Below are 20,465 nucleotides of genomic sequence, written 5' to 3' on the forward strand. Positions count from 1 at the left end.
CTGTACCGCAGGCCCTTCCGCCGCCCTCGCGGGAGTACGTTCGCAGCGTGCCGGGTCCGCGTGAGATCACGACGAATCGCCTGACCCTGCGGCCCCCGGTCGCGGGGGACCGCTCCCTGTGGGTGCGCCTGCACCGCGACCCCGCCCTGTACGAGCACACCCCGTGGGCGATGCCGACGAGCGACGACGAGGCCTCCCGGGGGTTCGACGACTGCCTGACCCGGTGGACCGAGGGCGGCTTCGACTACGGCGTCGTCGAGGAGGCGAGCGCGCGGGCCGGGATCGGTGTCGGCGGGCTGCGGCGCCGCGACCTCGAGGGCGAGGACGTCCTCAACCTGTACTACCGCCTCGAGCACGACGCGCACGGCCGGGGCCTGGGCCGGGAGGCCGCCCGCGGCTGGGTCGCCCATGCGCTGGAGTGGCTGCCCGACCTGCCGGTCGTCGCGCGGGCGCGTGGGGTCGACGAGGCGTCGGTGCGTGCCGCCGTCGCGGCCGGGCTCGAGCCCGCGGGCACCGTGGTCGAGGGGCCCGCCGACCAGGGACCGTCCACGCTGCTGCGCGCCCCCCGCTTCACCGCGCACGACTGGTTCGACGAGGAGACCCGCGAGCGGGTCGTCGACCTCTGGATGGCGGTCAACGACTCCGGCGGCGCGGTCGGCTTCCTCCCGGGGGCGCCGCGCGCCGACGTCACGCAGACCCTCGCCGTCCACGAGGAGGGGATGGCCGACGGCACGACGACCGCCGTGCTGCTGCGCTGGCCCGACTCACGGGTCGTCGCCGCCGGCTTCTGGGTCGCCGACCGCAACCCGCTCCTCGGGCACACCCGCACCGCGTACCGGGTGATGACCGACCCCGGCCTGCGCGGGCGCAACCTGGGCCGGCTCCTCATGGCGGCCATGCACCGCGTCGCGCGCGACCAGGGCGTCGAGGTCGCGGTGCTCGACGTCCGCAGCGGCCTGGGGACCACGCGGTTCTACGAGGTCTGCGGCTACGTGGAGGTCGGGCGGGTGCCGGGCGTCATCCGGGTCGCCCCGGGCGACGACCGCGACAGCGTCATCATGGCCCGCCGCCTCGACGGCCGGCCGATGGTCGCTGACGACCGAGCCTGAGGCTGGGTCGTCCTCGGCCGGGGTCAGCTCAGGCCGACGATCCGGCCGTTCTCGTCGACGTCGATGTGCTCGCTCGCCGGCACCTTCGGCAGGCCGGGCATCGTCATGATCTCGCCGGTCACCATGACCACGAAGCCCGCGCCGGCGGCCAGGCGCACCTCGCGCACGTGCACGGTGTGGTCGATCGGCGCACCGCGCAGGGTCGGGTCGGTGGAGAACGAGCTCTGCGTCTTGGCCATGCACACGGGCAGGTGGCCGAAGCCCTCGGCCTCGATGGCGGCGAGCCGCTTGGCGGCCTTGGCGTCGAAGGTGACCCCGGCGGCGCCGTAGACGCGGGTCGCCACGGCCTCCGCCTTCTCGGCGAGGGTGAGGTCGTCGGGGTAGACGAGCTGCATCTCACCCGGGTTGTTCTCGATGGCGTCGAGGACGCCGCGCGCCAGCGCCTGGGCACCGGCGGCACCGTCGGCGAAGTGCGTGGCCTCGAAGGCGGTGAAGCCCTCGGCCTCGACCAGCTGCAGCAGCGCCGCGACCTCGGCGTCGGTGTCGGTGGGGAAGCGGTTGAGCGCGACGACCGGCGGCAGCCCGTAGACGTCGCGGACGTTGCGCAGGTGGCGGCGCAGGTTGGCCATGCCCTCGGTGAGGGCCTCGACCGACTCCTCCTTGAGGTCGGCCACGGCCTTCCCTCCGTGGTACTTCAGGGCCCGGACGGTGGCGACGACGACGACCGCGGAGGGGCGCAGGCCCGACTGGCGGCACTTGATGTCGATGAACTTCTCCGCGCCGAGGTCGGCGCCGAAGCCCGCCTCGGTGACGACGTAGTCGGCGAGCTTGAGCGCGGTGCGGGTGGCCATCACCGAGTTGCAGCCGTGGGCGATGTTGGCGAACGGTCCGCCGTGGATCATCGCCGGCGTGTGCTCGAGGGTCTGGACGAGGTTGGGGGCCAGGGCGTCGCGCAGGATGACGGTCATCGCGCCGTGCGCCTTGAGGTCGCGGGCGGTGACCGGCGTCTTGTCGCGGGTGTAGCCGACGACGACGTCGCCGAGGCGCTTGCGCAGGTCGGAGATGGACGTGGCCAGGCACAGGATCGCCATGACCTCGGAGGCGACGACGATGTCGAAGCCGTCCTCGCGGGGGACGCCGTTGGCCACGCCGCCCAGGCCCACGACGATGTCGCGCAGGGCGCGGTCGTTGAGGTCGACGACCCGCTTCCACGTGATCGTCCGCGGGTCGATGCCCAGCGCGTTGCCGTGGTGGATGTGGTTGTCGAGGATCGCCGAGAGCAGGTTGTTCGCGGCGGCGATGGCCGCGAAGTCGCCGGTGAAGTTGAGGTTGATGTCGGTCATCGGCACCACCTGGGAGTACCCGCCACCGGCGGCGCCCCCCTTCATCCCGAACACCGGGCCCATCGACGGCTCGCGCAGCGCGACGATCGCCTTCTCGCCGAGCGAGGCGAGGGCGTCGGCGAGGCCGACCGAGGTCGTCGTCTTGCCCTCGCCCGCCGGGGTGGGGGAGATGGCCGTGACGAGGATGAGGGTCCCCTCGGCGCGGTCGGCGAGGCTGTTGACGTACTCGAGCGAGATCTTGGCCTTGGTGTGGCCGTACGGCACGAGGGCCGAGGGGTCGACGCCCAGCTGGTCGCGGGCGAGGTCGACGATGGGGGTCAGCTCGGCGGCCTCGGCGATGTCGATGTCGGCCGGGACGGGCTTGGTGTTCGTGGTGGTGGTCACGTCCGACATCGTGGCATCGTGCCGAGCCCGCGACAAGAGAACACGACGCACTGACCGCAACACGGCGCGCCATCCGCAACACTCCCGACGCTCACCCCGCGGTGAGTGCGGAACTGGTTGCCCCGGCCACCGTTTCCGCACTCGCCGCGGGAACGGGGGGCACGCCGGGGCTGGGGACGGGCGCCGAGGTGGCGGCGCGTCACCGCCTAGGCTGCTCGGGTGCCGACCCTCGACGAGCTCCTCCACGCCGCCGTCGGTGGGGTCGGCGGCACCGAGCGCCCCGGTCAGGTCGAGATGGCGCACGCCGTCGCCGACGCGGTGGAGAAGGGCGAGCACCTCCTCGTCCAGGCCGGCACCGGCACGGGGAAGTCGCTGGCCTACCTCGTCCCGGCCGTCCAGCACGCGATGGACACCGGTACCCCGACGGTCGTCGCCACCGCGACGCTGGCGCTGCAGGCCCAGGTGGTCGACCGCGACATGCCCCGTCTGGCCGAAGCGCTCGAGCCGCTGCTGGGCCGCCGCCCCACGTACGCCCTGGTCAAGGGCCGCCGCAACTACCTGTGCGCCCACAAGCTCGAGGGCGGCTTCCCCGACGACGACGCCGACACCCTCCTCGGCGTCGGTGACGTCGACCAGCAGGCCTCGCGGCTGGGCCAGGAGGTCGTGCGGCTGCGCACCTGGGCCGAGGCCACCGAGTCCGGCGACCGCGACGAGCTCGTCCCCGGCGTCTCCGAGCGCGCCTGGCGGCAGGTGTCGGTGTCGGCCGAGGAGTGCCTCGGCAGCCGCTGCCCGATGGTCGCCGAGTGCTTCGTCGAGCGTTCCCGCGAGGCCGCCAAGGGCGTCGACGTCATCGTCACCAACCACTCGTTCATGGCCATCGACGCCTTCGAGGGTCGCCAGATGCTCCCCGAGCACGACGTCCTCGTCATCGACGAAGGGCACGAGCTCGTCGACCGGGTGACCTCGACGATCACCGACGAGGTGACCCCGGGCATGATCCGGGCCGCGGCGAAGCGGGCCGGTCGGCAGGCCGACGCGTCCTCGACGATGGAGGAGGCAGCCGACTTCCTCGAGTCGGTGCTCGAGCCCGCACCCGAGGGACGCGTCATGGGCGTGCCCGACTCGCTGGCGCTCGCGCTCGGCCGGGTTCGCGACACCGCCCGTGCCGTGCAGAGCCAGCTGAAGCCGGCCCAGGGCGAGGAGCCCGACGGCGGGAAGCAGGTGGCCCGCGCCGCCGTCGACGAGGTCTTCGAGAACGCGTCGCGCATCCTCGAGGAACGCGACCTCGACGTCGTGTGGCTGAGCCGCGACCCCCGGCGCGGACCCGTCCTGCGCGTCGCGCCGATGAGCGTGGCGATGCTCGTGCGCGACAAGGTGTTCGAGGAGCGCACCGTCATCCTCACCTCGGCCACGCTCGAGCTCGGCGGCTCGTTCGACGCCGTCGCGGGCACCATCGGGCTGCGCGGCACCGAGTCACCGGCGTGGCGCGGCCTCGACGTCGGGAGCCCGTTCGACTACCCGCGGCAGGGCATCGCCTACGTCGCCAAGCACCTCCCGCCGCCCGGGCGCGACGGCCTGGCCACCGAGACTCTCGACGAGATCGAGGCACTCGTGCGCGCGGCCGGAGGCCGCACCCTGGGCCTGTTCTCCTCGATGCGCGCGGCGCGCGAGGCCACCGACGCGATGCGCGAGCGGCTCACGGACCTCGAAGGAGAGGTCGCCGTTCTGTGCCAGGGCGAGGACCAGATCAGCACCCTCGTGCGCCAGTTCGCGCGCGACCCGCAGACCTGCCTGTTCGGCACCCTGTCGCTGTGGCAGGGCGTCGACGTCCCCGGGAGCTCCTGCCAGCTCGTCATCATCGACCGCATCCCGTTCCCGCGGCCCGACGACCCGCTCGCGTCGGCGCGCTCGCAGGCCATCGCCCGGATGGGCGGCAACGGCTTCATGGCGGTCTCGGCGACCCATGCGGCCCTGAGGCTCGCCCAGGGCGCGGGCCGCCTCATCCGCCGGGCCGACGACCGTGGCGTCGTGGCCTTCCTCGACAACCGGATGATGACCGCGCGCTACGCCGGCTTCCTCCAGCGCTCGCTGCCGCCGTTCTGGCCCACCGCCGACCGGGCGATGGTGCTGGCGGCCCTCGAGCGGCTGCACGAGACCGCGCCTCCGCCCCTGCCGGTGGCCGAGCCGGCGCTGCGCGGACTCACCGGCGCAGTCACGGCGCCCTCCGGGGACACCGCCCGCGGGGTCGACACCGTGACGCCGGCGCCGGCGGAACGGCCGGTCGCCGAGGACCCGCCACCCCCGCCGGACGCGCCGCGCACGGCCGTCACGCAGGGCGAGTCGTGGACGGCGGAGGACGACGAGGAGCTGCGCGACGGCATCGAGCTCGGGCTCACCGTCGACGAGCTCGCCGAGTCGATGGAGCGGGCGCCGGAGGCCGTGGCCGCCCGCCTCGCCGGCCTCGGGCTGGAACCGGGCCAGGGCCCCACCCTGACCTTCGACTGACGGGTTCCACCCGCGCGAGGGGTCCCCGTCGTGTCAGGGTGCGGAGGTGGTCATGAGGGGAACCGGACCCGCTGAGGGGTACGAGGCGTTCGTGCGGGCGAGCACGGTGCCGCTGCTGCGTGTCGCGTGGCTGCTCACCGGCGACCACCACGCCGCGCAGGACCTCGTGCAGGAGACGCACGTGCGGATGGCGGGGCGCTGGGAGCAGATCACCGGCCACGATGCCGACCCCATCGCCTACGCCCGCACCGTCCTGCACCGCCTGCACGTCGACGCCTGGCGGCGCCGGGTGCGGCGGCCCGAGCGGCTCGTCGACACCGCTCCCGAGCGGGCGGTCGGCGACGGGTCGGGCGAGGCCGACCTGCGCCTCACGGTCACCGACGCGCTGGCCCGGCTCACGTCGAAGCAGCGCTCGGTCCTGGTCCTGCGCTACCTGGAGGACCGCACCGAGGTCGAGACGGCCGCGGTGCTCGGGTGCTCGGTGAGCACCGTGAAGTCGCAGGCGCGGCACGCCATCGAGCGGCTGCGCGTGCTCAACCCCGACCTCGTGGCCGAGCTGTCGCCGGTCCGGACGGAGGCGTGATGGACACCCTGGAACGAGCCCTGCGCGAGGCGGCCGACCTCGCCCCCGACCAGCTGGTCGACGAGCCGACCTGGACCGAGCGGTCGTGGCGGCGCGGGCGCCGGCAGCGGCTGGCCCGCCGCGCGGTGACAGGCGTCGGCGTCGCCGCCGCGCTCCTCGTCGTGGCCGGCCTCGTGCTGTCGATGACCGTGGGCGTGCCGCGGGCGGCCCTGCCCGCCGACGGCGGTGACGGCGTGCGCCGGGATGGTGTGACGTCGTTCCCCCAGCGGATCGGCCGCCAGTGGTGGGTGCGCGACCTGCCGTCGAGCCCGGGCCCCCTGGCCGGCCTGGTCGAGGTCGTCGCGACCGAGCAGGATTCGGGGTCCTGGCAGGCGCTGACCCCCGACGGCACCCGGTACTGGCTGCCGGGGAGCGGCGACGGCACCTACCCGACCCTCTCGGCCGACGGCACGCGCCTGGGCCGGGTGGTGCCCGGTGGCAGCTACGTCGTGACCGACCTGCTCACCGGCGACTCGGTCGGGTACGACCAGGTGGGTGACTCCCGGCTCGTCCCGGGGTCGCAGGACGAGTTCGTCGGGGGGCGTCCGTACGGCCTGCAGATGCAGTCGCCCGGGTTCTTCTCGCCGTCCGGGAGCTCCCTGGCCCTCCTGGCCGGGACCGCGGCCGCCGACTCCGGCAGCGTCCTCGTGCTGGACGACGAGGCGAACGTCATCGAGGTCGACGGGATGGGCCAGGCGGCCGGCTGGCTCGACGACGACCGCCTCCTCGGGCGCACCGTGGCCGTGACCGACCCGGCCGTGGGGGACCGCGAGGTCCAGCTGGTCGTGTGGGACCGCCGCACGGGCCGGACGCAGCCGCTGCGGACCCTCGAGCTCCCCGACCCCGGACCGGGCCTCGTGGCCCAGCTCAACGGGCAGTGGTGGGGGAGTCTCCGGGCGGACGGCACCCTCTGGCTCGACGCCGACGTCCACCCCGGGACGGAGGCCTGGAGCACGTCCGAGCGCTGGCTCGTCGGGTACCGCCCCGGGACCGGCGAGGCCGTGGACCTGGCCGGCCGGGTCGTCGGCAGCGTGGCGACGGAGCCGGCGAAGGTCGTCGACGACGTCCAGGAGCCGCCGACCTACGTCCAGTCGTGGCGCGGCACGGTCCCGCTCATGGGCACCGACGGTCAGGTCGAACGGGTCTGGGAGGACGGCCGGATCCTCGTCAGCGTCCAGTCCGACGCGCTGGACGTCACCCAGGTGGTGTTCGCGCAGGACGCGATCGACGGGACGCCGACGTGGACGCCGTTCGGCAGCACCGACCTGCTCGTCCTGTGGTGGTGGAAGGAGATCGCGCTGCTCGTGCTGGCGATCGCCGGCTGGCGCTGGTGGCTCAGGCGCGGCCGTGTGCGGCAGCAGGCCGCCGCAGCCACGCCTGCGTCTCGCGAGGAGCCGTGAACCGGGTGTCGGGCCGTCGTGGCACCATGACGCCCATGGCCGACGGGGTGGAGGTGAGGCACCGGGTGCCGCCGCACGTCCTCGTCTCGGGTCCCGAGTCGCTGCTCGCCGAGCGTGCGGTCGACCACACCGTCGAGGAGCTGCGGGTCACCCACCCCGACCTCGAGGTCATCCGGCTGTACGCGGCCTCCTACCAGGCGGGTGAGCTCGTCCTGCACTCCAGCCCGTCGCTGTTCGGCGGGGCGAAGTGCATCGTCGTCCACGACCTCGACGAGGCGCCCGACGACCTCCAGACCGACCTGCTCTCCCTGCTCGGCGTCGAGCCCGAGCCCGAGCACTACCTCGTCGTGGTCCACAAGAGCGGCGCGCGCGGCAAGAAGGTCCTCGACACCCTGCGCGGGGCCGGGGCCCGCGTCCTCGACGCCCCGGCCGTGAAGACCGACCGCGACAAGACCGAGTTCACCGCCCACGAGTTCCGCCGCGCGCGGCGCAAGGCCACCGGCGAGGCGGTCCACGCCCTCGTCGAGGCCGTGGGCAAGGACCTGCGCGAGCTCGCCGCCGCCTGCCAGCAGCTCGTCGACGACACGACCGGCGTCATCGACGAACAGGTCGTCCTCACCTACCACGGGGGCAAGGTCGAGGCCACGGGCTTCCGGGTCGCCGACGCCACGATGGCCGGCGACGCGGGGGAGGCGCTGCGCCTGCTGCGGCACGCCATCGCCGTCGGGGTCGACCCCGTCCCCATCGTCGCCGTCCTCGCCCAGCAGGTGCGCCAGCTCGTCAAGGTCGGCGCGGCCGCGCGCGGCCGGTCCGCCGACGTCGCCCGCGAGGTCGGACTGGCGCCCTGGCAGGTCGACAAGGCCCGTCGCTCGCTCGGCGGGTGGAGCGCCGACGCGCTCGCCGTCTGCGTGCACGCCGTGGCCGCCGCCGACTTCGAGGTCAAGGGTGGTGGGCGCGACCCCGTCTACGCGGTGGAACGGTGCGTCCTCACCATGTGCGGGCAGCACGCGCGCAACCGCACCTGAGGGGCTCCGGGCGTTTTGGCCGGTCCCCGGACCCGCTGGTAGCCTTGTCCCTTGCGTGCGCGCTTGAGGTCGTGCGCGCACGAGAGCACCATCCAGCGCACGTCAACCACGGGTGTCCCCACGCCCGGTCCCGACGTGCGTCTGCCGCCCTCTAACGGCATACCGACCCCACAGAAAGCGTAAACACCAGTGGCGAACATCAAGTCCCAGCTCAAGCGGATCAAGACCAACCGCGTGGCGACCGAGCGCAACAAGGCGATCAAGTCCGAGTTCAAGACGGCGATCCGCAAGTTCCGCGAGGCCGCGGCGTCCGGTAACGCCGACGACGCCAAGGAGGCCCTCAAGGTCGCCTCGGTCAAGCTCGACAAGGCCGTGAGCAAGGGTGTCATCCACCAGAACCAGGCCGCGAACAAGAAGTCCGCGATGGCCAAGAAGGCTGCCGGTCTCTGACCCCAGCCCTCGCAGCGAACGGGTCCGTCACCTCGAGGTGACGGGCCCTTTGCTGTCCCCCCAGCCGACGTTCCCGATCCGCGCCAGCGCCCTCAGCGGCGGGTGACCGCCTCGGCCACGGCGGCGAACCGGTCGGCCGGCAGCACGGCACCCTCGCGCCGCACGTCCTCCGGGGCGACCCGCACGATGCGGTCGACGCGCGCCTCGCTGGGCCGGCCCTGCCGGTCCCAGGCGCCACGCCCGACGTCGACCCAGTGCCGGCCGGCGCGCGCCTCCTGCTCGGCGTCGCGGTCGTGGTCCTTGCTCGTCAGCGGGACGGCGAGCAGCCACGGGCCGTCGCGGCCGATGAGCAGCACCGGCCGGTCCTTGCCCTGCGCGTGGTCCTCCTCGTAGGGGACCCAGGTCCACACGACCTCACCGGGGTCCGGGTGCCCGTCCGGGTGGGGGTCGTAGACCGGCGTGACGGGGCCGGCGAAGTCACCGGGGTAGCCGGTGCCGCCGCCCTCGGGAGCAGGCGTGCCGCGTCGCGGGGCCGGCGCCGGACGCCGGGAGGTGCGGTCCCGGTCACGCAGCCAGCCGCCGAGGACGTCGCCGGCCAGGCGCAGGATGCGGCGGGTGGTGGGGGAGGACGCCATGGCGCCGCAGCCTACGCGCCGCCTCCCGGGACCGGTTTGGCATAGGTAAGGCTTACCTCATACGTTGGGACCCGTCCGGTCCCCGCCCGAGGAGTCCACCCATGTCGTTCCGCCGCGCGCTCGCGATGAGCGCGGCCGCCCTCATCGCCCTGACGACCGCCGCCTGTGGCGCGGACGACGGGGAGGAGCCGCTGTCCGACGACGCCCTCGTCATCTACTCCGGACGCAACGAGAACCTCGTCAAGCCCCTGCTCGAGCGCCTCGAGGAGAAGACCGGCATCGACGTCCAGGTCCGCTACGGCGGCTCCAGCGAGATGGCCGCCCAGCTCCTCGAGGAGGGCGAGGGCACCAAGGCCGACCTCTTCTTCAGCCAGGACGCCGGGGCCCTCGGCGCCGTCGGCAGGGCCGGCCGCCTGGAGACCCTTCCGGGCGCGACCCTCGGGCAGGTCCGTGAGGGCTTCGCCGACGAGAACGCCCACTGGGTGGCCACGTCGGCCCGGGCCCGCGTCATCGCCTACGACCCCGCCCAGGCGCCCGAGGTCACCGAGATGACCACCGTCGACGCCGTCCTCGACCCCGCGTACAAGGGGAAGATCGGCATCGCTCCCACCAACGCCTCGTTCCAGTCCTTCGTCACCGCCCTGCGCGTCACCAAGGGCGAGGACGGCGCCAGGCAGTGGCTCGAGAAGCTCCAGGCCAACGAGCCGAAGACCTACGACAACAACCTCCTCGTCCTCGACGCCGTGGAGTCCGGCCAGGTCGCCCTGGGCCTGGTCAACCACTACTACTGGTACGAGCGGGTCGCCGAGAAGGGCGCCGCCGGCGTCAAGGCCAGGATCCACTTCCTGAACGCCGACGACCCGGGCGCCCTCGTCAACGTCGCCGGTGCCGGCGTCATCGCGGGCAGCCCCCAGAAGGAGGCCGCCCTCACGGCGATCGACTTCCTGCTCTCGCCGGAGGGTCAGCAGTACTTCGCCGACGAGACCGCCGAGTACCCGGTCGTCGAAGGCGTCTCGTCGACCAGGCACGACCTCGTGCCGCTCGACCAGCTGACCCGCGCGAGCATCGACCTCAACCAGCTCGACTCCCTCGACGCGACCCTCGCCCTCCTCGACGAGGTCGGGCTCACCTGAGCACGCTGACGCCGGCGGCCGTCAGGCGTCGCGGCCCCCGCCCCCCGGCCTTCCTCACGGCGCCGGCGGTGGTCGTCGCCCTCGTGGCGCTCGTCCCCATCGCCTACCTCGTCGTGCGGGCGGGGGAGGCGGGGCCGGCGCGGGTCGCCGCGATCGTCCTCCGGGAGCGCACGGCGGTCCTCGTGGGGCGCAGCGTCCTGCTCGTCGTGCTCGTCACGGGGCTGAGCCTGGTCATCGGGGTCGGGCTGGCCTTCCTCGCGACCCGCACCGACCTGCCGGGGCGACGGCTCCTGGCCGCCGTGGCCCCGCTGCCGCTGGCGGTCCCCAGCTACGTGGCGGCGTTCGCCTGGATCTCGGCGGTGCCGGAGGTCGCCGGGCTCGTGGGGTCGGTGCTCGTCCTCACCCTGTGCTGCTACCCCTACGTCTACCTCCCCGTGCTGGCCGCGCTGCGCCGGGCCGACCCGGGCGTCGAGGAGGTGGCCCGCAGCCTCGGCCGCACCCCGTGGCAGGCGTTCCGCGCGGTCACCCTGCGCCAGGTCCGCCCGGCGGCGGCCGCCGGCGGGCTGCTCGTCGCGCTCTACACGCTCAGCGACTTCGGGTCGGTGTCGATCCTGCGCTACGACGTCTTCACCCGGGTCATCCACAGCGCCTACCGCTCGAGCTTCGACCGCACCACCGCCGCCGTGCTCGCGCTCCTCCTCGTCCTGCTCACCGTCGCGATCAGCGCGGGGGAGTGGCGGGTCCGGCGCCGTGACGCGGGCCGGGTCGGTGGCGGGGTGTCGCGGGTGCCCGAGCCGGTGCACCTCGGGGGTCTGCGGGCCCCGATGGCGGGGGCGGCCGGCGCGGTCGTCGCCCTGGCCCTGGTCTTCCCGGTGGTCTCGCTCCTCTACTGGTTCACCACCGGGCTCTCCGGCGGCATCGACGCCGGGCGGCTGCTCTCCAGCGTCGGCTCCACGGCCTGGCTCGCCCTGCTCGGCGCGCTCGCCTGCACGCTGGGCGCCGTGCCCGTCGGCATCCTCGCGGCGCGGTACCGGGGGCGGTTCACCACGGTGGTCGAGCAGGTGGCCTACGCCGGGCACGCGCTGCCCGGCATCGTCGTCGCGCTGGCGCTGGTCTTCCTCGGCGTCCGCGTCGTGCCGTGGGCCTACCAGGAGGCGCCGCTGCTCGTCCTCGCCTACGTCGTCCTCTTCCTCCCTGCCGCGGTCGGCGCGGTGCGGACCTCGGTGGCGCAGAGCCCGGTCCGCGGCGAGGAGGTGGCGCGCTCCCTCGGGTCGACGCCGGGGCAGGTGCTGCGGCGGGTCACCCTGCCGCTGGCCGCGCCCGGGATCGGGGCGGGTGCGGCGCTCGTCCTGCTCACCTGCATGAAGGAGCTCCCGGCCACCCTGCTGCTCCGCCCCACCGGCACCGACACCCTCGCCACGAGCCTGTGGACCGAGACCGGTGTGGGAGCGTACGGGGCGGCGGCCCCCTACGGCCTGGCGCTCGTCGTCCTCGCCGTGCTGCCCACCATCTGGCTCATGCGAGCCACCGACCGCGACCGAGGAACGGCCCGATGAGCACGCTGACCGTCCGCGGCCTCGACGTCACCCTCGGCGACCTCGCCGTGCTCAGGGGTGTCGACCTCGAGGTGCCCAGCGGGAGCGTCGCCGCCGTCCTCGGCCCGTCCGGGTGCGGCAAGACGACCCTGCTGCGCGCCGTCGCGGGGTTCGTCCGTCCCGACCGCGGCGAGATCCGGATCGGGGACACCGTGGTCTCGGGGGAGGGCCGCCACCTCGCGCCCGAGCGCCGCGGCACCGCCCTCGTCCCCCAGGAGGGCGCGCTCTTCCCGCACCTGTCGGTCGGCGAGAACGTCGCCTTCGGGCTGCCACGCGCCGAGCGCCGCCGCTCGCCCCGGGTCGGCGAGGTGCTGGCCCTCGTCGGGCTCGCCGGGTTCGAGGAGCGCCACCCCGACGAGCTCTCCGGCGGTCAGCAGCAGCGCGTCGCCCTGGCCCGCGCGCTCGCCCCCGACCCCTCGCTCGTCCTGCTCGACGAGCCCTTCTCCGCGCTCGACGCCACCCTGCGCGAGTCGGTGCGCAGCCAGGTCCGCGAGGCCCTCGACCGCTCGCGGGCCACGGCGCTCGTCGTCACCCACGACCAGGACGAGGCCCTGTCCATCGCCGACACCGTCGCCGTCCTCGACGGCGGCCGCATCCAGATGCACGACACCCCGCAGGCCGTCTACCGCGCCCCCGTGGCGCTCGGGGTGGCCCGGTTCGTCGGGCAGGTCGTCGAGCTGCCCGCCGCCGTGAGCGACGGCGTGGCCGCCACCGCGCTCGGTGCGCTGTCCGTGGCCGGAGCACCGGCCGGACGGGGCGTGGTGATGCTGCGGCCCGAGCAGCTGCGACTCCTGCCGGCCGACGGCGCCGATGGCGCCCCCGGCGAGGTCGTCGGCGGCGAGTACTTCGGCCACGACGCGCTCGTGCGCGTGCGGGTCCCGGCCGACGGTGGCGCGGTCGAGGTGCAGGTCCGCACCCTCGGCGAGGTCCCCGTGCGCGGGGCCGTGCGGGTCGGGGTCACGGGGGCCGCCCGATTCTTCCCCGTCCCGCCGCAGCAGCCCTGACCGACCTCGGGGGTGCCGGGCCACCGGCCGATCCGTGGGAGACTGGTGGGCCAGTGCCCTGACCGCCCGACGCAAGGAAACCACCCGCTCGTGTCCCCCCGTGCCCGCACCGCGCTGCAGCCGCACGCCACGCCGCCGGAGGCGATCCGCAACTTCTGCATCATCGCCCACATCGACCACGGCAAGTCGACCCTGGCCGACCGCATGCTGCAGATCACCGGCGTCGTCGACGACCGGGCCATGCGCGCCCAGTACCTCGACCGCATGGACATCGAGCGCGAGCGCGGCATCACCATCAAGAGCCAGGCCGTGCGCATGCCGTGGGACCTCGACGGCTCGCAGCACGTGCTGAACATGATCGACACCCCGGGGCACGTCGACTTCACCTACGAGGTGAGCCGCAGCCTCGCCGCGTGCGAGGGCGCCGTCCTGCTCGTCGACGCCGCGCAGGGCATCGAGGCGCAGACCCTCGCGAACCTCTACCTCGCGATGGAGAACGAGCTCACCATCATCCCGGTGCTCAACAAGATCGACCTGCCGGCGGCGCAGCCCGAGAAGTACGCCGAGGAGCTCGCGAAGCTCATCGGCTGCGAGCCCGAGGACTGCTTCCGGGTGTCGGGCAAGACCGGGGTCGGGGTCGAGCCGCTCCTCGACGAGATCGTTCGCCAGATCCCCGCGCCGTCCGGGAACGCCGACGCCCCGGCCCGCGCGATGATCTTCGACTCGGTCTACGACACCTACCGCGGCGTCGTCACCTACGTGCGCGTCATCGACGGCAACCTCAACCCGCGCGAGCGGATCGTCATGATGTCGACCCGCGCCCACCACGAGCTGCTCGAGATCGGTGTCATCAGCCCGGAACCGGTCCCCGGCAAGGGCCTGGGTGTCGGCGAGGTGGGCTACCTCATCACCGGCGTCAAGGACGTGCGCCAGTCCAAGGTCGGCGACACCGTGACCAACGCCGCCAAGCCCGCCACTGAGGCGCTCGGCGGCTACCGCGACCCCAAGCCGATGGTCTTCTCCGGGCTCTTCCCGCTCGACGGCTCGGACTACCCCGACCTGCGCGAGGCGCTCGACAAGCTCAAGCTCAACGACGCCGCGCTCGTCTACGAGCCCGAGACCTCCGTGGCGCTCGGCTTCGGCTTCCGCTGCGGCTTCCTCGGCCTGCTCCACCTCGAGATCGTCCGCGAGCGCCTCGAGCGCGAGTTCGACCTCGAGCTCATCTCCACCCAGCCCAACGTCGTCTACGAGGTCTCGATGGACGACGGCACGCAGATCGTCGTCACCAACCCCAGCGAGTTCCCCGGCGGCAAGGTCGCCGAGGTGCGCGAGCCCAAGGTGCGCGCCACCATCCTCGCGCCGAGCGAGTTCATCGGCGCGATCATGGAGCTGTGCCAGGGCAAGCGCGGCACCCTGCTCGGCATGGACTACCTGTCCGAGGAGCGCGTCGAGATGCGCTACACCCTGCCGATGGCCGAGGTCGTCTTCGACTTCTTCGACCAGCTCAAGTCGCGCACCCGCGGCTACGCCAGCCTCGACTACGAGCCCGACGGCGACCAGGCGGCCGACCTCGTCAAGGTCGACATCCTCCTCCAGGGCGAGACCGTCGACGCGTTCTCCGCGATCGTCCACAAGGACAAGGCCTACGGCTACGGCGTGATGATGGCCGGCAAGCTCAAGGAGCTCATCCCGCGCCAGCAGTTCGAGGTGCCGATCCAGGCCGCCGTCGGCGCCCGGGTCATCGCCCGCGAGAACATCCGCGCCATCCGCAAGGACGTCCTGGCCAAGTGCTACGGCGGTGACATCTCGCGCAAGCGCAAGCTGCTCGAGAAGCAGAAGGCCGGCAAGAAGCGGATGAAGAACATCGGCTCGGTCGAGGTGCCGCCCGAGGCGTTCATCGCCGCGCTGACCTCCGACGGAGCCGGCGCCCAGGCCACCAAGAAGTGAGCACGGGGGTCGTCCCGGCCCGGTCCGACCGCCTGTTCCTCCCCGCCTCGGCGCTGCTGTGGGGCGTCCAGTTCGCCTTCCTCAACCCGGCGATCGGGATCATCCTCGTCACGCTCTACGACGCGACGCCCGGTCAGGTCGGGGTGGCCCTCGCTGCCTACAACGTCAGCGGGTTCGTCTCCACGCTCGTCGTCCCGACGCGCGCCGACCGCTCGGGCGACTACCTGCGCCCGATGCTGTGGTGCGGCGTCTTCACGGTGCTCCTCGTCACCGCGCTCGCCCTGGCCACGACCCTGCCGATGGCGGTCGTCGCACTGGTGGCGCTGGGCGGCCCGGCGGGGGTCGGGATCGGGCTGCTGTTCGCGCACCAGCGCTCCACGGGGGCCACGGTGCGCGACGTCATGCGGGTGCGGGCGGTGTTCTCGTTCGCCTGGGTGGCCGGGCCACCGCTGGCGGCGTTCCTCATGGGGCTGCTCGGCAACCGCTCGATCCTCTGGGCCATCGCGGCCGTGGCGCTGGTGTCGTTCGGGGTGACGACCGCGATGATCCGCGAGCGCTCCCGGGCCGCGCTCGAGGCCGAGTCGGCCGTGGCCGTCCCGGCGGTGGGCGACCGCATGCTCGACGCGGTGCGGCGCCCCGAGGTGGGGCTGCTCCTGCTGGCGTTCGTCCTGCTGGGCGCGGCGGGCAACGCGGCGGTGTCGACGCTGCCGCTCCTCGTCACCGAGCGGTTGGGCCTCTCGCTCGTCTGGGGTGGTGTGGCCCTGGGGACGGCGGCGGCGCTGGAGATCCCGGTGCTCGTGGCCCTGGGACGGATGTCCGGCCGCTTCGGTCCGCGCCGGATCATCGCGGCCGGGTGCGTGGCCGGTGTCGCCTACTACCTGGCGATGACGGTGGTCGGCGGTCCCGTGGCCCTCGTCGCGGTGCAGGTGCTCAACGCCCTGTTCGTGGCGGTGACGTCAGGGGTGGGGCTCACGCTGGTGCAGGAGGTCGTGGGGCGGCCCGGTCTGGCGTCGGGGTTGTTCATGAACACCACGCGGGTGGGCGCCGTGCTCGCCGGACCGGTCGTCGCCGTGGCGGGGGTGCCCGCGCTCGGCTACCCCGGGGTGTTCGGCGCGTGCGCCCTCCTCGTGGCGGTGGGCCTGGGCGTCCTCGTCCTCGAGTACCTGCTCCGGCGCCCTCAGCCGGATCGCCCGGCGAGGTCGCGCAGCCGCTCCACGTAGTCGGCCCACCACTGGTCGTCGACGTCGGGCAGGTTGCTGACGCCGTCACGCAGGCCGCGGCTGCCGTCGACCTGCTCGCGCAGGATGTCGATGTGGCCCAGGTGCCGGGCCGTCTCGACGGCCATGTGCACGAGCAGGGCGTGCACCGTGGTGTCGGGCTCGCGCCACCACGGCACGGTGGCGGGGGCGTCGCGGTCGAGGGGCGCCACGGTCTCGTCGGCGAACGCGATGACCCGGCGGTAGAGGTCGATGACCTGCTCGGGCGACTCGTCGGCGGTGGCCCACATGTCGTCGTTGGGCTCGGCGTCGTCGGCCCAGAAGGCCATCCGCTCGGGCCAGGGGCGGCCGATGCACGCGCCGAAGTACTCGGCCTCGCAGCCGGCGAGGTGCTTGACCAGGCCGAGGAGGTTGGTGCCGGTGGCGGTGAGCGGCATCCGCAGATCGCGCTCGGCGACGCCCTCGACCTTCCAGAGCACCGACTCGCGCTGGGTCCGCAGGTACCGCCAGGCCGTCTCGTTCGCATCCATGCCGGGCAGCCTGCCATCCGACCCCGACACGGGTCGCCCGAGTTACCGCCCGCTCAGGCGGGAAGGCTCGACTCCTCGACCGTCCCACCCTCGACCGGGCCGTCGCTCCACGCGTCCGGCCGCGCCGCGAGGGCGAGGAGGTCGTGCAGGTCGCGGGGCCAGACGTCCTCGTCGGTGGCGCCCAGTGCCTCGAGCTCCCACCAGCGGATGTCGGCGACGGTCAGCTGCTCCTCCGCCGTGTGGCCGGCGGTGTCGACCTCGAACGCGGGCACGCGCACCGCGAAGAACACCTCGGTCTGGTCGACGACCTTGTCGCTGAAACCGTGGACCGCGGTGCGAACGAGGAACGGACCGATGAGGTCGCCCTCGGTGACGACCAGCCCGGTCTCCTCGCCCAGCTCACGGACAGCGGCCGCGGGATCGCTCTCACCCGGGTCCACGCCGCCGCCCGGGGTCGCCCACCAGTGCGCGACGGGGTCGAGCCCGAGGTCGGTGTCCTGCAGCAGCAGGATGCGGTCGTCCTCGTCGAGGAGGAGGACGCGCACCGCCCTGCGCTCGAACCTGGGGCGGTCGGCGGGGGCCGGCACGACGAACCCGGGCTGGCCGGGGAGCGGGGCGGGGTCCGAGGCGGAGGTCACCCCGCGACCCTAGCCACCGAGGACCTACCCGCGGGTAACATCACCGCCATGACCCAGACCTACGCGCTCTACCGCCGGCTCGCCGACCGCCCGCTGGGTCGCCTCGCCTTCTCCACCCTGTTCTCCCTCAAGGCGCCGTACTTCCGGACGGTGCGCCCGCAGGTGCGCGAGGTCCGCCCGAACCACGCCGAGCTCACGGTCGCCAAGCGCTGGGGCGTGCAGAACCACATCGGCACCGTGCACGCCATCGCCGTGTGCAACGGCCTCGAGGCCGCGATGGGGCTGCTCGCCGAGGCCACCACCCCGCCCGGCCGGCGCTGGATCCCCAAGGGGATGACCGTCGCCTACCTCGCGAAGTCGACGACCGACCTGCTCTGCGTCGCCGAGACCGACGAGGCCGACTGGGCCGAGGTCGGCGACGTGCCCGTGCGCGTGCGGGCGGTGCGCACTGACGGCACCGTCGTCGTCGAGGGCACCATCACCATCTACGTCAGCGAGAAGCCCTCCCGCTGAGGGTGGTTCGTGCGAGAGGGTGGCGGCGATGACGACCACCCTCTTCCTCGGCCGGGCCTGGTGCCCCGCACAGGGGCACCTCGACGCCGTGGCGGTCCGCAACGGGCGGGTCCTCGCCGTGGGCGCCGCGGCCCGCGAGCTGCGGGGTGACGGCGTCACCGAGGTCGAGGTCGACGGCCTCCTCCTCCCGGCGTTCGGCGACGGGCACGCGCACCCGGTGTTCGCCGCCCTGGAGGACGAGGGGCCGCGCATCCGCGAGCAGGGCTCGGTGGCCGGCATCGTCGCCGAGGTGGCGCGCTGGGCGGCGGCGCACCCCGACGAGCCCTGGGTGGTGGGGGCGTCGTACGACTCGACGCTCGCTCCCGACGGACTCTTCGACGCGCGGTGGCTCGACGCCGCCGTGCCCGACCGCCCCGTCGTCCTGCGCGCCGGCGACTACCACGCGGCCTGGGTCAACAGCGTCGCCCTCGAGCGGGCGGGCATCGACGCGGCCACGCCCCAGCCCGAGCTCGGCGAGATCCCGCGCCGCCCCGACGGGTCGCCGCTGGGGACGCTGCTGGAGTGGGGCGCCGTCGACCTCGTCCTCGACCGGTGCGGCCCACACCCGCTGGAGGTGCGGGTCGGCGCGCTGGAGCGGGCCACCCGCCACCTCGCGGCGCTCGGCATCACCTGGGTGCAGGACGCGTGGGCCGAGGCTGACGACGTCGAGACCTACCTGGCCGCGTCGCGCGAGGGCCGGCTGCACTGTGCGGTGAACCTCGCGCTGTACGCCGACCCGCGGCGCGGCCCCGACCAGGTCGAGGTGCTCGTGGCCCTGCGCGAGCGGGTGCGCGTGCACGGCGACCCGCTCCTCACCGCCGAGACGGTCAAGCTCTTCGCCGACGGCGTCGTCGAGAACGCGACGGCCGCTCTCCTGCAGCCGTACTCGATGCCGGGGTGCGCCCACGCGGGCATGCTCGTCTGGGAGCCGGAGGCGCTCGCACAGGTCGTCACGGCCGTCGATGCCGCCGGGTTCCAGACACACGTGCACGCGATCGGCGACCGGGCCGCGCGGGTGGCGCTCGACGCCCTCGAGGCCGCCGACCGGGCCAACGGGCCGCGCGACCGGCGGCCCGTCCTCGCCCACGTCCAGCTCGTCGACCCCGCCGACCGGGCGCGGATGGCGGCCCTCGGGGTGGTCGCGAACGCCGAGCCGCTGTGGGCCCAGCTCGACCCGGTGATGGAGGAGCTCACGGTGCCGCGGCTCGGCGACGACCGCTCGGCCGCGCAGTACCCGCTCGCCTCGCTGGCTGCCCTCGGGGTGCGGCTCTCGTTCGGCTCGGACTGGCCGGTGTCCTCGCCCGACCCGCTCGAGGGCCTCGCGGTGGCGTGCTCCCGGCAGACGCCTGACGGGGTGCCGGAGGGCGGTTGGACCCCGGACGAGCGCCTCTCCCTCGAGGCGGCGCTCACCGCGTACACCGCGGGCACGGCGCACCAGGCGTTCCGCCCGGCCGGCACGCTGCGCCCCGGTGACGACGCCGACCTCGTGCTCCTCGACGCCGACCCGTTCTCGGTGGCATCCCCGCTCGACCTCGCGCGGTTGCGGGTCGTCGGGACCTGGCTGCGGGGCCGGAGGGTCGACCTCAGCGGGTGAGGCGGGTGCGCAGGCGCTCGACGTCGGCCGGCGACCAGCCGTGGGCGAGCAGCCAGCCGGCCGCGCCGCCCCAGCCCTCGTGGACCGCGGCGAGGATCGCCTCGATCGACTCGGCGCGGGGGAGCTGGTCCTCGAGCTTCTGCTTGGCGAGCGCCTCGCCGTAGGACTCGCGCGGCATGAGGCGGCCGATGATCCGCTCCAGCCGCTCGGCGGTGAGGACGTAGTCGGCCACGATCTCGTCGTGGGGGACGCCGGCGACGTCGAGCGCCATCGCGACGACGGTGCCCGTGCGGTCCTTGCCGGCGGCACAGTGGACGACGACCGCGCCCTCGGCGCCCGCGACGACCTCGAGCGCCGCGGCGACGGACTCGGGGCGTTTGGCGAGGTAGCGCAGGTAGTGGCTGGCCCAGAACGACGCGTCGCGGACCGGGTCGTCGTCGCGCCAGGGCAGGGCACGCCGCCCCACGTCGCCGACCGACTCGCTCGCCCGCTGCTCCTCGATGAGGGAGTGGTGGTGGTGCGTCAGGGCCTCCACGCGGCGCAGCGGCCCGGGCCCCTCGAGGTGCAGCTCGGTGTCGGTGCGCAGGTCGACGATGTCGGTGACGCCCAGCTCGTCGACGAGCCGGGTGACGTCGGCGTCGGAGAGGTCCTGGAGGTTGTCGGAGCGGATGAGCCGCCCGGTCGCCACGGTCCCGCCGTCGCGCGTGGGCAGGCCGCCGAGGTCGCGCATGTTGACGAGTCCGTCGAGCTCGATCCACCGGTCCGTCACCCCGCCATCGTAG

18 protein-coding genes are annotated in these 20,465 nt (G+C 74.0%); 13 read left to right on the top strand and 5 right to left on the bottom strand.

Going from position 1 to position 20,465, the window contains the following annotated elements:
• Positions 1-47 precede the first annotated feature (47 nt).
• Positions 48-1,109 (top strand): GNAT family N-acetyltransferase, encoded by a 1,062-nt coding sequence (locus ACFLFB_RS08070; protein ID WP_392545195.1) that lies wholly within the window; start codon positions 48-50, stop codon positions 1,107-1,109.
• Between the two features lie 23 nt (positions 1,110-1,132).
• Here ACFLFB_RS08070 and ACFLFB_RS08075 read toward each other — a convergent pair whose 3' ends face one another.
• A complete protein-coding gene (locus tag ACFLFB_RS08075; RefSeq protein WP_392545196.1) occupies positions 1,133-2,836 on the bottom strand; it encodes a formate--tetrahydrofolate ligase in 1,704 nt (567 codons plus the stop codon).
• A gap of 219 nt (positions 2,837-3,055) precedes the next feature.
• On the opposite strand from ACFLFB_RS08075, the gene ACFLFB_RS08080 reads away from it, so the two are divergent.
• The 5 genes from ACFLFB_RS08080 (at position 3,056) to rpsT (ending at position 8,838) form a co-directional block, all read left to right on the top strand.
• Entirely contained in the window at positions 3,056-5,341 is a 2,286-nt protein-coding gene (locus tag ACFLFB_RS08080; RefSeq protein ID WP_392545197.1) for an ATP-dependent DNA helicase, read from the top strand.
• A 52-nt stretch (positions 5,342-5,393) separates the two neighbouring features.
• On the top strand, positions 5,394-5,924 hold the full coding sequence (locus ACFLFB_RS08085; RefSeq protein ID WP_392545198.1) for a SigE family RNA polymerase sigma factor: 531 nt from the start codon (positions 5,394-5,396) through the stop codon (positions 5,922-5,924).
• Positions 5,924-7,363 carry a hypothetical protein gene (locus ACFLFB_RS08090; RefSeq protein ID WP_392545199.1) on the top strand — a complete coding sequence of 480 codons (1,440 nt, stop codon included), beginning with the start codon at positions 5,924-5,926 and terminating at the stop codon, positions 7,361-7,363. The genes ACFLFB_RS08085 and ACFLFB_RS08090 overlap by 1 nt, the downstream gene beginning before the upstream one ends.
• 26 nt (positions 7,364-7,389) lie before the next feature.
• Complete coding sequence (gene holA, locus ACFLFB_RS08095) at positions 7,390-8,388, top strand: DNA polymerase III subunit delta (RefSeq protein WP_392545200.1); 999 nt, start codon at positions 7,390-7,392, stop codon at positions 8,386-8,388.
• A 189-nt stretch (positions 8,389-8,577) separates the two neighbouring features.
• On the top strand, positions 8,578-8,838 hold the full coding sequence (gene rpsT / locus ACFLFB_RS08100) for a 30S ribosomal protein S20 (protein ID WP_392545201.1): 261 nt from the start codon (positions 8,578-8,580) through the stop codon (positions 8,836-8,838).
• 92 nt (positions 8,839-8,930) lie between these two features.
• Here rpsT and ACFLFB_RS08105 read toward each other — a convergent pair whose 3' ends face one another.
• Entirely contained in the window at positions 8,931-9,473 is a 543-nt protein-coding gene (locus tag ACFLFB_RS08105) for a type II toxin-antitoxin system PemK/MazF family toxin (protein ID WP_392545202.1), read from the bottom strand.
• Positions 9,474-9,574: 101 nt separating this feature from the next.
• Between ACFLFB_RS08105 and ACFLFB_RS08110 the strand changes: the two genes are divergently transcribed.
• The 5 genes from ACFLFB_RS08110 (at position 9,575) to ACFLFB_RS08130 (ending at position 16,372) form a co-directional block, all read left to right on the top strand.
• A complete protein-coding gene (locus ACFLFB_RS08110) occupies positions 9,575-10,606 on the top strand; it encodes an extracellular solute-binding protein (protein ID WP_392545203.1) in 1,032 nt (343 codons plus the stop codon).
• Between the two features lie 68 nt (positions 10,607-10,674).
• On the top strand, positions 10,675-12,162 hold the full coding sequence (locus ACFLFB_RS08115; RefSeq protein WP_392545204.1) for an ABC transporter permease: 1,488 nt from the start codon (positions 10,675-10,677) through the stop codon (positions 12,160-12,162).
• Positions 12,159-13,205: an ABC transporter ATP-binding protein gene (locus tag ACFLFB_RS08120; RefSeq protein WP_392545205.1), complete on the top strand. Its 1,047-nt coding sequence runs from the start codon at positions 12,159-12,161 to the stop codon at positions 13,203-13,205. Before ACFLFB_RS08115 ends, ACFLFB_RS08120 begins: the two co-directional genes overlap by 4 nt.
• 90 nt (positions 13,206-13,295) lie before the next feature.
• On the top strand, positions 13,296-15,152 hold the full coding sequence (gene lepA / locus ACFLFB_RS08125) for a translation elongation factor 4 (RefSeq protein ID WP_392545206.1): 1,857 nt from the start codon (positions 13,296-13,298) through the stop codon (positions 15,150-15,152).
• Positions 15,149-16,372, top strand: coding sequence for an MFS transporter (locus ACFLFB_RS08130; RefSeq protein WP_392545207.1), 1,224 nt, complete (start codon positions 15,149-15,151; stop codon positions 16,370-16,372). Before lepA ends, ACFLFB_RS08130 begins: the two co-directional genes overlap by 4 nt.
• Here ACFLFB_RS08130 and ACFLFB_RS08135 read toward each other — a convergent pair.
• Both ACFLFB_RS08135 and ACFLFB_RS08140 read right to left on the bottom strand, forming a co-directional pair.
• Positions 16,330-16,899, bottom strand: coding sequence for a DinB family protein (locus ACFLFB_RS08135; protein WP_392545208.1), 570 nt, complete (start codon positions 16,897-16,899; stop codon positions 16,330-16,332). The genes ACFLFB_RS08130 and ACFLFB_RS08135 overlap by 43 nt on opposite strands.
• A gap of 53 nt (positions 16,900-16,952) precedes the next feature.
• On the bottom strand, positions 16,953-17,537 hold the full coding sequence (locus tag ACFLFB_RS08140) for an NUDIX hydrolase (RefSeq protein WP_392545209.1): 585 nt from the start codon (positions 17,535-17,537) through the stop codon (positions 16,953-16,955).
• Between the two features lie 48 nt (positions 17,538-17,585).
• On the opposite strand from ACFLFB_RS08140, the gene ACFLFB_RS08145 reads away from it, so the two are divergent.
• Positions 17,586-18,050 carry a hotdog fold domain-containing protein gene (locus tag ACFLFB_RS08145; RefSeq protein WP_392545210.1) on the top strand — a complete coding sequence of 155 codons (465 nt, stop codon included), beginning with the start codon at positions 17,586-17,588 and terminating at the stop codon, positions 18,048-18,050.
• A gap of 28 nt (positions 18,051-18,078) precedes the next feature.
• Complete coding sequence (locus ACFLFB_RS08150) at positions 18,079-19,683, top strand: amidohydrolase (RefSeq protein WP_392545211.1); 1,605 nt, start codon at positions 18,079-18,081, stop codon at positions 19,681-19,683.
• Here the strand turns inward: ACFLFB_RS08150 and ACFLFB_RS08155 are convergent.
• Positions 19,673-20,452 carry a tyrosine-protein phosphatase gene (locus tag ACFLFB_RS08155; RefSeq protein ID WP_392545212.1) on the bottom strand — a complete coding sequence of 260 codons (780 nt, stop codon included), beginning with the start codon at positions 20,450-20,452 and terminating at the stop codon, positions 19,673-19,675. The two genes, ACFLFB_RS08150 and ACFLFB_RS08155, sit on opposite strands and share 11 nt — an antisense overlap.
• Positions 20,453-20,465: the final 13 nt, after the last annotated feature.

The organism is Oryzobacter telluris (assembly GCF_043099285.1).
In the GTDB taxonomy this organism is placed as follows: domain Bacteria; phylum Actinomycetota; class Actinomycetes; order Actinomycetales; family Dermatophilaceae; genus Oryzobacter; species Oryzobacter telluris.